The organism is Kocuria rhizophila DC2201 (genome assembly GCF_000010285.1).
GTDB lineage: Bacteria > Actinomycetota > Actinomycetes > Actinomycetales > Micrococcaceae > Kocuria > Kocuria rhizophila_A.
In genome coordinates this window covers 527,272-541,055 of record NC_010617.1, presented here as the reverse complement: position 1 = coordinate 541,055, position 13,784 = coordinate 527,272, and the positions used below count along the sequence as shown (strand labels likewise).

The 13,784-nt window shown below is 71.8% G+C and carries 15 protein-coding genes; 4 read left to right on the top strand and 11 right to left on the bottom strand.

All coding sequences use genetic code 11. The annotated features are described in order from the left end of the window. Positions 1-7: 7 nt before the first annotated feature. From KRH_RS02405 to KRH_RS02395, 3 genes are all read left to right on the top strand, one after another. Positions 8-1,564, top strand: a complete 1,557-nt coding sequence (locus KRH_RS02405; protein ID WP_012397569.1) for an AMP-binding protein — start codon at positions 8-10, stop codon at positions 1,562-1,564. 11 nt (positions 1,565-1,575) lie between these two features. Then, entirely contained in the window at positions 1,576-2,088 is a 513-nt protein-coding gene (locus KRH_RS02400; RefSeq protein ID WP_012397568.1) for a 2'-5' RNA ligase family protein, read from the top strand. 257 nt (positions 2,089-2,345) lie between these two features. Continuing rightward, positions 2,346-3,230 (top strand): 1,4-dihydroxy-2-naphthoate polyprenyltransferase, encoded by an 885-nt coding sequence (locus tag KRH_RS02395; protein ID WP_012397567.1) that lies wholly within the window; start codon positions 2,346-2,348, stop codon positions 3,228-3,230. Between the two features lie 6 nt (positions 3,231-3,236). Here the strand turns inward: KRH_RS02395 and KRH_RS02390 are convergent, their stop codons facing one another. Further along, positions 3,237-3,515: a DUF4229 domain-containing protein gene (locus KRH_RS02390; protein ID WP_012397566.1), complete on the bottom strand. Its 279-nt coding sequence runs from the start codon at positions 3,513-3,515 to the stop codon at positions 3,237-3,239. A gap of 288 nt (positions 3,516-3,803) precedes the next feature. Here KRH_RS02390 and KRH_RS02385 point away from each other — a divergent pair, with 288 nt between their 5' ends. Next, complete coding sequence (locus KRH_RS02385) at positions 3,804-4,355, top strand: PLDc N-terminal domain-containing protein (RefSeq protein WP_012397565.1); 552 nt, start codon at positions 3,804-3,806, stop codon at positions 4,353-4,355. A gap of 147 nt (positions 4,356-4,502) precedes the next feature. Here KRH_RS02385 and ccsB read toward each other — a convergent pair whose 3' ends face one another. The 10 genes from ccsB to KRH_RS12450 all read right to left on the bottom strand — a co-directional run bounded on the left by ccsB (position 4,503) and on the right by KRH_RS12450 (position 13,717). Continuing rightward, positions 4,503-5,570: a c-type cytochrome biogenesis protein CcsB gene (gene ccsB / locus KRH_RS02380; protein WP_012397564.1), complete on the bottom strand. Its 1,068-nt coding sequence runs from the start codon at positions 5,568-5,570 to the stop codon at positions 4,503-4,505. A 40-nt stretch (positions 5,571-5,610) separates the two neighbouring features. Continuing rightward, the gene (gene resB / locus KRH_RS02375) at positions 5,611-7,302 is read right to left on the bottom strand and encodes a cytochrome c biogenesis protein ResB (RefSeq protein WP_012397563.1); all 1,692 of its coding nucleotides are present in this window, start codon (positions 7,300-7,302) and stop codon (positions 5,611-5,613) included. Then, positions 7,299-8,057, bottom strand: coding sequence for a cytochrome c biogenesis CcdA family protein (locus KRH_RS02370; protein ID WP_012397562.1), 759 nt, complete (start codon positions 8,055-8,057; stop codon positions 7,299-7,301). Before KRH_RS02370 ends, resB begins: the two co-directional genes overlap by 4 nt. Further along, the gene (locus KRH_RS02365; RefSeq protein ID WP_041297288.1) at positions 8,054-8,686 is read right to left on the bottom strand and encodes a TlpA family protein disulfide reductase; all 633 of its coding nucleotides are present in this window, start codon (positions 8,684-8,686) and stop codon (positions 8,054-8,056) included. The genes KRH_RS02370 and KRH_RS02365 overlap by 4 nt, the downstream gene beginning before the upstream one ends. A 42-nt stretch (positions 8,687-8,728) precedes the next feature. Beyond that, positions 8,729-9,400: a histidine phosphatase family protein gene (locus KRH_RS02360; RefSeq protein WP_012397560.1), complete on the bottom strand. Its 672-nt coding sequence runs from the start codon at positions 9,398-9,400 to the stop codon at positions 8,729-8,731. Positions 9,401-9,444: 44 nt separating this feature from the next. Beyond that, positions 9,445-9,702, bottom strand: a complete 258-nt coding sequence (locus KRH_RS12550) for a glutaredoxin family protein (protein WP_041297287.1) — start codon at positions 9,700-9,702, stop codon at positions 9,445-9,447. 346 nt (positions 9,703-10,048) lie between these two features. Then, positions 10,049-10,147 (bottom strand): 30S ribosomal protein bS22, encoded by a 99-nt coding sequence (locus KRH_RS11990; RefSeq protein WP_005504750.1) that lies wholly within the window; start codon positions 10,145-10,147, stop codon positions 10,049-10,051. Between the two features lie 155 nt (positions 10,148-10,302). Beyond that, positions 10,303-11,115 carry a FadR/GntR family transcriptional regulator gene (locus KRH_RS02350; protein WP_041297286.1) on the bottom strand — a complete coding sequence of 271 codons (813 nt, stop codon included), beginning with the start codon at positions 11,113-11,115 and terminating at the stop codon, positions 10,303-10,305. Between the two features lie 88 nt (positions 11,116-11,203). Continuing rightward, complete coding sequence (gene gdhA / locus KRH_RS02345) at positions 11,204-12,544, bottom strand: NADP-specific glutamate dehydrogenase (RefSeq protein ID WP_012397557.1); 1,341 nt, start codon at positions 12,542-12,544, stop codon at positions 11,204-11,206. 39 nt (positions 12,545-12,583) lie between these two features. Then, positions 12,584-13,717 (bottom strand): ArsR/SmtB family transcription factor, encoded by a 1,134-nt coding sequence (locus tag KRH_RS12450; RefSeq protein WP_012397556.1) that lies wholly within the window; start codon positions 13,715-13,717, stop codon positions 12,584-12,586. Between the last annotated feature and the right edge of the window lie 67 nt (positions 13,718-13,784).

The following is a 13,784-nucleotide window of genomic DNA, read 5'->3' as shown; positions in this document are numbered from 1 at the left end:
CCGCCGCGTGAGCCCCGGTTCCACCCCCTTCCCCGACGACGACGCCGTGCCCGCCCCCCGCGGGTCCGGCTCCTCCGTTTCCGGACCAGAGCCTGGCCACCCGCTCGACGCCCCGCAGGCCGCGGAGCTGCCGAGCGACGTCGTGCTGCTGGACGGCCCCGTGGCGGGGGACCCCGCCGAGCTGCTGCCCCGGCTGCGGGCGGTGCTGTCCCGCCCGGGGCCCGCGGTGGTCGTGGCCACCTCGGGCTCCACGGGACGCCCCAAGAAGACCGTGCTGAGTTCGGAGGCCCTGACCGCCTCCGGACGGGCCACCGAGCGCGCAACCTCCGGGCCCGGCCAGTGGATGCTGTGCCTGCCCGCGCACTACGTGGCCGGGGTGCAGGTCCTGGCACGCTCGGTGCTCGCGGGCACCACCCCGGTGGTCCTGGGCGCGGAGCACTTCACCCCCGAGGCGTTCGCACATGCCGCCGAGAGCATGGACCACGCGGTGCGCTACGTGTCCGTGGTGCCCACCCAGCTGCAGCGCATCCTGGACCCGGCGGACGGCTCCCCGGATTCCCGCGCGGTGGCGGCGCTCACGCGCTTCGACGCCGTGCTCGTGGGCGGCTCCCCCCTCTCCCCTGCGCTGGCGGCCCTGGCCGACGCCTCCGGAGTGCGGGTGGTCCGCACGTACGGCATGTCGGAGACGTGCGGGGGCTGCGTCTACAACGGGGTGCCTCTCGACACGGTCACCGTCCGCCTCCTGCCCGACGACGCCGATCCCCACCTCGCGCACATCCCCGCACCGAGCACCCCTCCCGCCGAGGAGCAGTCCATGGGAACTTCCTCTGCCGAGGATGGGCCGGTGGGGAACTCGCCCGCAGAGGTGGGGGCTGCGGGGACCTTGCCCGCAGAGGCGGGGTCGGCGGTGGCTCCCTCCGTGGCGGCAGGTTCTGCCAGTGAACCGTCCCCGGTGGCACCGGTCGAGGGCCGCATCTGGCTGGGAGGTGAGGTGGTTGCCTCGGGCTACCTGGACGACCCCGAGCAAACCGCCGCGCACTTCCGCGTGGCGGACGGGCGGCGCTGGTACCGCACCGACGACCTCGGCAGCCTGGACGAGCACGGCCGGCTCACCGTGCTGGGCCGCACCGACGACGTGATCAACACCGGCGGCGTGAAGGTCTCCGCGGGTCGGGTCGCCGAGGTGCTGCTGGCGGATGAACGGGTCCGCCAGGCGCTCGTGGTGCCGGTGGCGCACCCGGAGTGGGGGCAGACCGTGGCCGCGGTCGTGGCCGCGCGGAATCCCCGATCCCACGAAGGCACCCGGTCGCAGGGCTCCTCCCCCGAGCATCGGGATCTGGAGCACGACCTCTCCCGGGCCGTCCGCGAACGCCTGGGCGCCCCCGCCGTTCCCAAGCAGTGGCGCCACGTGGCGCACCTGCCGCTGCTGACCACCGGCAAGCCGGACCGCAGGGCCGCCGGGGCGTTGTTCACCGAGGAACCCGCAGCACCCCCGCAGGCGTCGGACGAGCGACCGAGTGCACCCCGGCAGGGGCCCCAGCACCCGGACCGCGCTTCGTCCTGACCGGAGGATCCATGCCCCTGCACTCCCTGGACCTCGTGTTCTCCCCCGCCCACGACGCCGCGATCCGTGAGCGCTGGGACGCCCTCGAGCGCGCGGGGCTGCCCAACCTGGCCCGCCACCGCGGATCATCCAACGCCCCGCACGTGACGGTGCTGTCCGCACCGCGCTTCGAGGAGTCGGTGCTGCAGCGTGCCAGGGAGCTGTTCGGGACCCTGCTGCCGTGCACCCTGCCCGTCACGGGCCTCGTGGTCCTGGGCAGGGGCCCGTGGGTGCTGGCCGAGGCGCTGGCGGTCCCGGCCGCGGTGCTCACGGCCGTCGAGGACCTCCGGGCTCTGCAAACGGACGGCCCCGAGGAGTCCCGGCCGTGGGTCCCGCACGTGACCCTGGCCAAGCGTATGGACGGGCCCACCGTGGCCCGGGCCCTCGAGGTCCTCGGTGCCAGCCCGGCGCCGGAGATCCTGGAGGTCACCGCGCTGCGCCGCTGGAATCCCGAGCTGCGGGAGACCACGGTGGAGGCCCCCTGACCCGTTCCGGCAGCACCGAACGCCCGACACGTCAGAGCTCGCCGCCCTGCGCCGCGGGGACCCCCACCGGTTGGACGTCCCTGTCGCAGTCCCCTGGCCCACCCCCACGCCCTCCCCGGACGCCCGGGGCATCGGCCGGGGCGGGCGGCATCGTGCGCCGACAGGCCCGACAACCCCGGGCGCCCGGTGGCATGTGCACCTGCACAGCGCGTGGGACAATGGGATGAATTCGCCGTCAGTTCACGAAAGGTTGCACCGTGGCCACACCAGCTCAGTGGGTCGAGGGGGCGCGGCTCCGCACACTGCCCATGGCCGCGGCACCCGTGATCGCCGGAACCGCGGCCGCGCAGGCCATGTTCGGCGCGCGGATCGGCCCGGCGCTGCTCGCGCTGGTCGTCGCGCTTGCCCTGCAGGTGGGTGTGAACTACGCCAACGACTACTCGGACGGCGTGCGCGGCACCGATGACGAGCGCGTGGGGCCCCTGCGGCTCACCGGCTCCGGGGCCGCCGCTCCCCACCAGGTCAGGCTGGCCGCGTTCGCGTGCTTCGGGGTGGCCGCGCTGGCCGGTGCCGCGCTCGTGGTGCTCTCCCAGCAGTGGTGGCTCGCGCTCGTGGGTCTGCTGGCGATTGCCGCGGCCTGGGGCTACACGGGCGGGCGCAAACCCTACGGCTACATGGGCCTCGGGGACGTGTTCGTGTTCATCTTCTTCGGGCTCGTGGCCACCCTGGGCACCACGCTCACCCAGGCGGGGCGGCTGAACGCGGACGCGTGGGTCATGTCCGTCTCCACCGGGCTGTTCGCGTGCGCGCTGCTCATGGCCAACAACGTGCGGGACATCCCCGGTGACCGGGAGGTGGGCAAGCAGACCCTGGCGGTGCGGCTCGGCGATCCCCGGGCGCGCCTCGCGTTCACGGCGGAGCTGCTCGTGGGCATGCTCCTGCCGCTGCTGCTGGTGCCCCACAACCCCTGGGTGCTGCTGGTCTACGCCATGAGCCCGCTGGCCGTGGGCGCGGCGAGCACGGTGCTCCAGACCCCCGAGCGGCGCGAGCTGATCCCCGTGCTCAAACAGTGCGGGTTCATCAACCTGGGTGTCACCGTGCTGTACGCGGTGGCGGTGCTGGTCTACCAGTACGTGGGCTGAGCCCGCTCAGACGTCCTTGCGGGACTCGGCGTCCGTGTACGTGTCCTCGATCTCCTGGTCCTCCAGCGCCACGCGGTTGGCGGGCTTGGGCGAGCGGGAGATGAAGCGGTGGAAGTCCTGCCCGGCGGCATAGTGCAGCTTGGGGAAGAAGATGTAGCAGATGGCAAACGCGGCCAGCACGGCGGCGATCCCGGAGAACACGAGTCCCAGGCCCGCGAGCATGAACAGCAGGAACAGGACCACCAGGATGCCCAGGCGCAGCAGGGAATACTTCACGAAGTTCACGGCACCAGTCTAAGCGTGCGCCCTGGGTGCTCCCCGGGGGCACGCCCCCGGTGGGCGCCCGCCCCGTCCCCGCACAACCTCGCTGGGCCGGTGGGTGCGTGCGAGGTGCGTGCCCGCTGTCCGTCACCGCCCACGTCCGCGACGCCGCCCTGCCCGCCGCCCCCGCCCGGCCACGCCCGGCTCCCGGGCACGGTCGGCGCACGGCGCCGCGGCGCTCGTGCCCGCCGCTTCCCCGGACCGCGCGCCATGAACGGGGTGCACCCGGCCCGCTCGCCTAGGATGACACGCATGGGCAGAGCGATTCTCATCATCACCGCGGGTGCGCTCGCGGTGGGCGTCATCATCTACGCGCTCATCGAGTGTGCGCAGTCGGACCGGTACCGCGTGCGGGCCATCCCCAAGGGCGCCTGGCTGCTGGTGATCCTGCTGCTGCCGGTGGTGGGCGCGCTGCTGTGGCTCTTCTTCGGACGCCCCCGGCAGGACGACGCCGCCCGCGCCCCCGAGCGCGGCCGCGGGCCGGACGACGACCCCCAGTTCCTGCGCAACCTCGAGGAGCGCCGCAAGCAGCAGGAGCAGGCACGCCGGTTGCAGGAGTGGGAGAACGAGCTCAAGCGCACGGGCCGCGCCCCCGGCGCCCGCCCCGGCACGGACGACGCCGAGGACGGCACGAGCGCCCCGGACGCCGATTCCCGAGGCACCAATTTCCGCGGCACCGATTCACAGGGCACCGATTCCCGCGGCACTGATCCGCGAGAACCGCAGCCCCGCCGGGAGAACCCGGGTGACGAGGGCCCGACCGAGAACCACCCCGCAGCAGAGGACACCGACCCGCGATCCTGACGCAGGCGGTGGTCTCCGCCGCACCCGGGCCCGTCTCCTGCACCCCGGGATGCACACGAAAAGAGCCCGCCTCCGCAAGCACATGCGGAGGCGGGCTCTGCCGTATGGGGGCGCGGGCGGCGTCGTCGGCGCCACCCGGCCGCGAGGTCACAGACCCGAGTAGGAGTGCAGCCCCGGGAACAGCGTGTTGACCACGGTGAAGTTGAAGACCACGCACAGGTAGCCGGCGATCGCCAGCCACGCGGAACGGTTGCCGTTCCAGCCGCGGGTCACGCGGGCGTGCATGTAGGCGGCGTAGACGGTCCACACCACGAAGGTCCAGACCTCCTTGGTGTCCCAGCCCCAGAAGCGGCCCCACGCCTGGTCCGCCCAGATGGCGCCAGCGGCCAGGGTGAAGGTCCAGAACACGAAGCCCACGGAGTTGAGCCGGAACGCGAAGTTCTCGAGCGTCACCGAGTTGGGCACGGCGCGCAGGAAGCCCATGCGGGACTCCTCGCCCGCGGCCAGGCGCTTCTCACGGCGGGACTGCAGCAGCTGCAGCACGGCCATGGCGAACGTGATGGTGAAGATGCCCGAGGCGGCCACCGCGATCGACACGTGGATGATCAGCCAGTAGGACTGCAGGGCGGGCTGCAGCGGGGACACCGGCGTGGGGAACGCGATGGTGGCCAGGCACAGCATGGTCAGCACGAGGCCCGAGACCATGGGGCCCACGAAGCGCAGGTCCTTGAAGGCCAGCGTGACCAGGTACACGCCCGAGACCACCAGGGCGCCGGTGCTGCAGAACTCGTACATGTTGGCCCACGGCACGCGGTCCGCGGCCACACCGCGGGAGATCACGGCGAAGGCGTGCAGCGCGAACGCGAGCACCATCAGCGTCACGGCCACCCGGGCCGCGGGGCGGCGGGCGTCGCGGCGGTAGTTCAGGGCCTCGAACTCGCCCACCGCGCGGGCGGGGTTGTCCGCCGAGGTGCGGAACTCGCTCGCCACGGACGATCCCGCGGCCTCGCGCGAGGACACGCTGCCACCGCCGGAGGACGACGCCGCCCCGGCCCCGCGGGACGCGCCCGCGGCCACCAGCTGCGGGGACTCCGCGGCAGCCTCGGCACGCTTGCGCGCGCGCTGCTCCTGGACCCCCAGGGTCTTGGAGTGGCTGGCCATGTCCCACACGAACGCCACGAACACCACCATGTAGGTCATGGCGGCCAGGAGCATGAACCACTCGCTCCAGTTGCCCAAAGTCACATTGATGTCGCTACCCATTGTTCTGCGCCTCATCCGACGATTTCAGGTGGAACTCCCGGACACCGCGGTCCTCCCACAGTGACGTCCACAGTGCTGTCAGTTTTTCCGCTTCCGCGCCCAGCCGGTGGTCCTCACCGCGTGCCAGCAGTCCGTACTCCAGAACAGTACACCGCACCCCGTTGGCGTCCTCCGTCTCGGTGGCCCGCACCCAGGCCCGGCGGCGGGCGATGAACAGGCTCATGATCAGCCCCGCGAACGCCACCAGGAAGGAGATGAACGCCGGGATCCGCCCGGGGTCGCTGTGCACGTCCAGGCCCACGTAGCGCTTGACGTCCAGGAACTCCACGCTGCCCTTGCCGTCGGGCAGATCGGCGGTGCGGTGCTGGGCGTCCAGCATGATGGGCCCGTTCTCCGAGGTCATGGAGTTGAGCTCGGTGAGCCTCTGGGTGTCCAGCACGTACACGTTCTGCGGCTGGCCGCTGTCCAGGCCCAGGTCCCCGGAGAACGAGGAGAGGATCAGCGCCGGGTTGTTCAGCGCCGGGTCCACGGACTTGGGGATCTGGCCCTCCTGGGAGACCGCGGTGGGCAGCAGCAGCCCCACGAAGCCCAGCTGGTCCGGTGCGGCGTCCGGGACCTTGAGGGTCAGCGAGGACGTGTACACGGAGTCGGAGGGGACCGTGACCACGGGGCCCTCGTACGCCACGTTGCCCTTGCCGTCCTTCACGCGGATCACGGGGGCGTAGCCGTTGCCCACCAGGTACACCTTGGTGCCGTCGATGTTCAGCGGCTTGTTGACCGCCAGGTTGACGTCCTGGGGCGTGGCGCCGGGCTTGTCCGTGACCGTGAGGTCCGCGTTGAAGTCCGTGGGCTGGCCGTAGTGCTTGGGGTCCGAGGTGTCCCGGTTGAAGGTGGCCTCGAAGGACTTCAGTTGCACCGAGAACGGGTTGAGCGAGTCCGCGTCGAAGTTGGTCCCGGGGTTGAAGGAGTCGTAGTCCACCAGGGTGTTCACGAAGGACTCGCCCTCCACCACCACCTTCTGGCCCTTGTACCCGTAGAGGGAGCCGATGGCCACGGAGATCAGCACGGCCAGCAGCGCCACGTGGAAGAGGATGTTGCCCACTTCCTTGAGCATCCCGCGCTCCGCGGCCACCGACGGCGCCGCGGTGCCGAGGTCCTGCGGCGCCACCCGGTAGCCGCGCTTCTTCAGGGCGGCCGCGACTTGCTCCACGGCCTCGTCCGGGGTGGGGCCGGGCGCGCCGTCCCGCCCGCCGAGCATGACCTTGCGGTACTGCGGCATGCGGGAGATCCGCCGCGGGGTGCGCGGGGGCTTGGAGCGCCACGCCCTGAAGTGCTGCACCGCGCGCGGGATCACGCAGCCCACCAGGGAGATGAACAGCAGGATGTAGATCGAGGAGAACCAGTAGGACGAGTACACGTCGAAGAGCTGCAGCCGGTCCAGCCAGGGCCCCATGGTGGGGTTGGCCTGGATGTAGCTGGTCACGGCGTCCGGGTCCTGCACCCGCTGGGGGAACAGGGAGCCGGGGACCGCGGCGATCGCGAGCAGCAGCAGCAGCACCAGCGCGGTGGACATCTTGGTCAGCTGCCGCCACGCCCAGCGCAGCATGCCCACCGGGCCGAGGGCCGGGACCTCCACGTCGGAGCGCTTCGGGTTCCGCTCACGCGGAGTGCGCGCTGAAGTCATATCGGCATCACCCAATCGGTTACGAATTCGGACTGGATCCAGGAGACCAGCGCGGACCACACGCCCGTGGCCATGGCCAGCCCGATGAGCACGAGCACCACGCCGCCCACGCGCTGCAGCGTGAGGCGGTGGCGGCGGAAGAAGGACATGGCGCCCATGCCCCGGCGCAGCGCCAGGGCGATGAGGATGAACGGGACACCCAGTCCCAGACAGTAGGCGGCGGTCAGCACCACGGCCTTGCCCGTGGAGGCGCCGTCCACGTAGGCGAGGGCCTGCACGGCCGCGAACGTGGGCCCGATGCACGGCGCCCAGCCCAGCCCGAAGGTCATCCCGAGCACGGGTGCACCCCACAGCCCGGGAGGTGGGCGGCGCTCGATCTTGCGGTCGCGCTGGAACCACGAGAAGCCGCCCAGGAACACCACGCCCATGAGCGCCACCAGCAGACCCAGCACCACCATGATCCAGCGTTGGCCCAGGAACCACGCGAACGCCCCCAGCTGGGCGAGCACCACGGACATCACCACGAACACCACGGAGAAGCCGAGGACGAACAGCAGCACGCCCCAGAAGATCCGCCCGCGCTTCTGCTCGCGCAGGTCCGCGCCCGTGAGCCCGGTGATGTAGCCCAGGTACCCGGGGATCAGCGGCAGCACGCACGGGGAGGCGAAGGAGACGAAGCCCGCGAGCAGGGCCACGGGCAGCGCGGCAATCAGTGAGCCGTCGAGGATCACCTCGGCGAAGGGATTGCCGTTCATGCGGACTCGGCCACCGTGTCCTTGATGAGCGCGTCCAGGGTGGACTTGTCCGCCTTGCCCAGCACGCGCGCTGCCACCCGGCCCTGCGGGTCCAGCACCAGGGTGGTGGGCACGGCCTGCGGCGGGACGTAGTCGCTCAGCGCCAGCAGCACCGCACCGTTGACGTCTGTGGCGGAGGGGTAGTCCACGCCGAAGGTGCGCTCGAACGCCTCGGCGGTGGCCTTCTGGTCCCGCAGGTTCACGCCCATGAACCGGGCCTTGTCCCCGTACTCCTCGTGCAGCGCCACGAGGTCCGGCGCCTCGGCGCGGCACGGGGCGCAGCCGGCGTACCAGAAGTTCAGCACCACGGGCTTGCCGCGCATGCTCTCGGCGCTCACGGTGGAGCCGTCGAACATGGCGGCGTCGAAGGCCACGGGCTCCCCTCGCTTGTCCGGGGCGTACTCGCTCACGGAGCCGTCACCGGCCACGTAGCCCTTGTCCCCGCCGGCGTTGGCCTGCTGCGCGAGGCTGTCGTCCGAGGACGAGCACCCCGTGAGTGCGAGACCCACCGCGGCCACCACGGCAATGACGCCCGTGCGCACGCGTGCTCGGGTGGCCGGGCGCCGGGAGGAGGAGGGCAGTGAGTTCACGGGGGCAGCACCTGGAAGGGGTCGGGTGGGGTGGGACATCGATTATGAGCCGGGAAGCTGGTTGACACCTGGATAGAGGTGCGCGGCCGGCTCGCGGTAGGAGACCGTGGGGACCTCGGCGGCGTCGACGTCCCGGAAGGTCAGGGACGTGAGGGAGGCCAGGTTGCACTCGCGGCGGCGCGGGTCGTGCGGCAGGGGCCGGCCCTCCGCGGAGAGGCGGGTGAGCCAGATGGGCAGCTGGTGGGACACGGCCACGGCCTGGGCGCCGTCGCCCCCGCGGCGGACCGCCTCCCGGGCGATCTCCCGCACGGCCTCGGCCATGCGCGCGACCTGCTCGCGGTACGGCTCGCCCCACGAGGGGCGCAGGGGGTTGAGCAGGTGGGGCCAGTGCCGGGGCCTGGCCAGCTCGGCCGGTGTCACGTGCAGGCCCTCGAAGTGGTTGGCCGGCTCGATCAGCCGTTCGTCCGTGTGAACGTCCAGGCCCAGCTCGCGCGCCACCGGGGCGGCGGTCTCCCGGGTGCGGGTCAGCGGGGAGCAGGCCAGGTAGACGATCTCGTCCCCCGCCTGCACCCGCTGGGCGAGGTCCGCGGCGGCGGCCTCCGCCATGCGGGCCCCCTTCTCGGAGAGGTGGTAGTCCGGCAGACGCCCGTAGACCACGTGCTCGGGGTTGTGGACCTCGCCGTGGCGCAGGAGGTGAACGGTTGCGGAAGCCATGGCCCCAGTGTCTCAAACCCCGGGGGAAGGCCCCAATCCGCGGCTCACTCCAGCACGGAGCGCAGCCGCTCGGCGTCGATCCGCCAGCGGTCCCACGCCGCTCCGTCCACGAAGACCACGGGCACGAACTCGGCGTAGTCCCGGGTGAGCGCCTCGTCCCCGGTGATGTCCTGCTCGCGCAGCGCGCTGCCGGTCTGCGCGCAGACCCGCTGGACCACCTCGCGGGCGTCGTCGCACAGGTGGCACCCGGGTTTCGTCAGCAGCACCACCTCGTGCCGCGGCCGGGGGCGCGTCCAGTCCACCCCGGCCAGCAGGCCACCGGTGCGCCGGGCAGTTCCGGCGGTTCCAACTGCTCCAGGGGTTCCGGCTGTGTGAGCGGCTCCGGCAGCTCCAGCGGTCCCGGCACTGCCTGCGGTTCCGGCGCTCCCGGCCGGGGTGCGTGCCGGATGCGTGGCTCCGGAACCCGGCCCCGCGGCGTCGTCGTGGCCCGCGCGCGCCGACGCGGAGCGTGCGGCACCCGGGCTCCCCGGGGCGCCGGGGCCTGTGGACGGCTGGGCAACGCGGGGGTGATCGGTCATGGCGCCCATGCTACGCACACGGCACAGGCCCCGTTCCCTGGTGCGGGAACGGGGCCTGGCGCGAGCGCGACTACTTCTTGTTGCGGCGCTGGTGGCGGGTCTTGCGAAGCAGCTTGCGGTGCTTCTTCTTGGACATGCGCTTGCGGCGCTTCTTGATGACCGAACCCATAGGATCCCTCACAATTCTCTGGACAGTGTGTTTGCTGGGGGTCGCGAGTCGACGCCACCCCGCCCCGTGGAACTCAGGGGCAACATCCGATTAACGGCAAACTACGGCATAGCCTACCGCGTGACCCCGCCCCGCCCGAAAACGGAGGGCCGGTCTCACGCGCTCGCCCGGCGCTGCGAGCTCAGCTCGTGCTCCTCGCCCGGGGCGGACGACGACGCCGCGGGGCCCGGGTGCCCCACCTCCCCCAGTGCGCGGGGGTCCGCCGTGGTGCTGCGGGCCTGGTCCGGGTCCACCCCGGCCTCCTCGTACTGGTACTCGATGTGCTCCCGCACGAGCCGGGCCGCCAGGGTGCGGTCCCCCGCCTCCAGCGCGCCCACGATCGCGCGGTGCTCCGCGCGGATCCGGCTGGACGTGGTGGACCACAGGGGCACGTGGCCCACCAGCGCCATCGTGTACTCGTAGATGGAGTCGCGCAGCGCGGTGAACAGCGCCACGTTCACGGCGTTGCCGCAGGACTTCACGAGCGCTATGTGGAAGCTCACGTAGAGGTCGTGGAACTGCTTGAGCCCGAGGTCCTCGCGGTCCATCTGGGCCATGATCCCCTGCAGCTCCTCACGGGGGATGCTGCGCTGCTGGGCGGCGTGCAGGGCGGCGGTCTCCAGCAGCACCCGGGCCTCCACGATGTCCCGCAGGGGGTGCTCGGAGGTGGCCATGTGCAGCTGCAGCGCCGGTCCCGCGGACGCCGCCGGCTCACGCACCAGGATCGGGAGGATCCCGCGGTGCGGGCCCTCGAAGAGCTTGACGATGCCCTGCGCCTCCAGGATCTTCAGCGCCTCGCGCATGGAGCTGCGGGAGACCCGGAAGATCGCCGCGAGGTCCTTGTCAGTGGGCAGCCGCTGCCCCAGCACCAGGTGTCCGTCGAACAGCTCGTTCTCGAGCCACTGCAGAACCTCTCGATGCGTTGCCATGTTCCCCACCCTAGACTCGGCGGGTGGGCCAGCCGCGCCACGACGCGGCTGGCCCACCTTGCGAGACGTCTCGTGACCGTGCGTGTGATCAGATGATGCCCTGGGCCACCATGGCGCGCGCCACCTTGATGAACCCGGAGATGTTCGCGCCGGCCACGTAGTTGCCGGGCATGCCGTACTCGTCCGCGGTCTCCGCGCAGGTCTCGTGGATGCCGCGCATGATCTCCTGCAGCCGGTCCTGCGTGTGCTCGAAGCTCCACGAGTCCCGCGAGGCGTTCTGCTGCATCTCCAGGGCGGAGGTGGCCACACCGCCGGCGTTCGCGGCCTTGCCCGGGGCGAACAGCACGTCCGACTCCTGGAAGAGGTGCACGGCGTCCGTGGTGCAGGGCATGTTCGCACCCTCGGCCACGGCCACCACGCCGTTCTCCAGCAGGGTCTTGGCCTGGCGGCCGTTGAGCTCGTTCTGGGTGGCGCACGGCAGGGCCACGGATCCCGGGACGTCCCACACGGAACCGCCGGCCACGTAGGTGGCGGAGGAGCCGCGGCGTTCGGCGTAGTCGCTCATGCGCCCGCGCTCCACCTCCTTGATCTGCTTGAGCAGATCCAGGTCGATGCCGTCCTTGTCCACCACGTAGCCACCCGAGTCCGAGGCGGTCAGCGCCTTGGCCCCGAGGGACTGCGCACGCTCGATCGCGTAGATGGCCACGTTGCCGGAACCGGAGACGATCACGTCCCGGCCCTCGAAGGTCTTGCCCTGCGTCTTGAGCATCTCCTCGGCGAACATCACCGCGCCGTAGCCGGTGGCCTCGGTGCGCACGAGGGAGCCGCCCCAGGACAGGCCCTTGCCGGTGAGCACACCGGACTCGTAGCGGTTGGTGATCCGCTTGTACTGGCCGAACAGGTATCCGATCTCCCGGCCGCCCACGCCGATGTCACCGGCGGGAACGTCCGTGTACTCGCCGATGTGGCGGTACAGCTCGGTCATGAAGGACTGGCAGAAGCGCATGATCTCGGCGTCGCTGCGCCCGGAGGGGTCGAAGTCCGAACCGCCCTTGCCGCCGCCGATGGGCATGCCCGTGAGCGCGTTCTTGAAGATCTGCTCGAAGCCCAGGAACTTCACGATCCCCAGGTACACCGAGGGGTGGAAGCGCAACCCACCCTTGTACGGGCCCAGGGCGGAGTTGAACTCCACGCGGAAGCCGCGGTTGATGTGCACCTCGCCCTGGTCGTCCACCCACGGCACGCGGAAGATGATCTGCCGCTCGGGCTCGCAGATCCGCTCCACGATCGCGGAGTCCAGCACCTCCGGGTGGCGCGCCACCACGGGCCCCAGGGACTCGAAGACCTCGTCCACGGCCTGGTGGAACTCGGACTCCCCCGGGTTGCGTGCCGTGATGATCTGTCGGATGGGGATCAGTTTCTCGTGCATGTCTCTCCTGCCGTCTTGAAAGTGTCTGCGGATGCGCGCTCAGTCGCGGCGTGAGCCGCGGCCTCGGCGCCGGAAGCCCGTCAGAGTGGACAGCAGACCGCTCTGACGGCGATGCGCCCCACCGCGCGGACGCATCGGCTCCGCGGGCTCCGGTGAGGCGGTGTCCTCGGGGAGGTCGCGGGGCTCGACGCCGCGGGGCTCCTCCTCGTGCGCGGCACCCGGCTGCGCGGTCGAGTCGGCGGGGACATCGTCCTCCACCCTAGCGGCTGCCGCGTCGAGCCCTCCGGTCGCGGTCTCCCGCTCGACGTCCGCCACCGCGTCCGCGACGTCCTCGGCGGGATCGTGCTCGACGTTTGCCACCGCGTCCGCGGAGTCCGCGTGCAAGCCTGCGGTCTCGGCCACCACGTCCTCACCGGAGGTTGCGGTCCGGGCGCTCGGGGTGCTCTCGTCCGCGGCGTCCTCAGCGGTGGCGTCTGCGTCCTCGCCGTCCACGGCGGCACCGTCCGGCTCGACGTCGCTCTCGACCGCCGCGGGCCCGGTCACCTCGGTGACGTCCGCCGTGAACCACGGAACGGAGCGCTCCGGCTCGGCCGCGGGGAGCTCCGCGGGCTCCGCGACGTCCTCCCCCGCGGGCTCAACGGCCGGGGCGGCCTCCTGGCCAGCAGGCGCGGCGACGGCGGCATCCCCCTCGGTGCCCGCCGTCCGGGACGGCATGTCCGCACCAACGGTGGGCGAGGTCTCGGGGACGTCCCCGGTCGGAGGGGTGGTCTCGGTGACGTCCTCCTCGGCCGGGGAGGGCGCGTTGGCGTGGTCCCGGGAAGGCGCGGTCGGGTCGTCCCCCGACCGTGCGGCGTCGTCGTGCGACGGTGTGGCCGCCGTCTCCGGAACCGGCGCGGACTGCGGTGCGGCCTCCGCCGCGGCCACGAGCTCGTCGAGCCAGTCGGCGACCTCGGTGAGCGGCTCGGGCGCGATGCTGTAGAAGCGCTTCTGTCCCTGCGCGCGGGTGCTGACCATGTGCGCATCCCGCAGCACCTTGAGGTGCTTGGAGACCGTGGGCTGGGAGACCTCCAGCTCCGTGACCAGCTCGCCCACGGGCCTCGGACCGCCCCGCAGTGCCGCGAGGATGCGGCGTCGGGTGGGGTCGGACAAGGCGGAATATGCATCGTGGGACATGGGAAACAGCCTAGTGGGAGCGCACGTGTCCGCCCCAATCCGGTGCCCGGGTGGTGCCGGGCCGTGG

What these genes read in the sequence shown, in the direction of transcription:
- KRH_RS02385 (WP_012397565.1), top strand. Translation starts at nt 3,804, where the DNA reads ATGGGCAGAGCGATTCTCATCATCACCGCGGGTGCGCTCGCGGTGGGC.
- KRH_RS02360 (WP_012397560.1), bottom strand. Translation starts at nt 9,400, where the DNA reads ATGGCTTCCGCAACCGTTCACCTCCTGCGCCACGGCGAGGTCCACAAC.
- KRH_RS02370 (WP_012397562.1), bottom strand. Translation starts at nt 8,057, where the DNA reads ATGAACGGCAATCCCTTCGCCGAGGTGATCCTCGACGGCTCACTGATT.
- KRH_RS02350 (WP_041297286.1), bottom strand. Translation starts at nt 11,115, where the DNA reads ATGGCAACGCATCGAGAGGTTCTGCAGTGGCTCGAGAACGAGCTGTTC.
- KRH_RS11990 (WP_005504750.1), bottom strand. Translation starts at nt 10,147, where the DNA reads ATGGGTTCGGTCATCAAGAAGCGCCGCAAGCGCATGTCCAAGAAGAAG.
- KRH_RS02400 (WP_012397568.1), top strand. Translation starts at nt 1,576, where the DNA reads ATGCCCCTGCACTCCCTGGACCTCGTGTTCTCCCCCGCCCACGACGCC.
- ccsB (WP_012397564.1), bottom strand. Translation starts at nt 5,570, where the DNA reads ATGCTCCTGGCCGCCATGACCTACATGGTGGTGTTCGTGGCGTTCGTG.
- resB (WP_012397563.1), bottom strand. Translation starts at nt 7,302, where the DNA reads ATGACTTCAGCGCGCACTCCGCGTGAGCGGAACCCGAAGCGCTCCGAC.
- gdhA (WP_012397557.1), bottom strand. Translation starts at nt 12,544, where the DNA reads ATGCACGAGAAACTGATCCCCATCCGACAGATCATCACGGCACGCAAC.
- KRH_RS12450 (WP_012397556.1), bottom strand. Translation starts at nt 13,717, where the DNA reads ATGTCCCACGATGCATATTCCGCCTTGTCCGACCCCACCCGACGCCGC.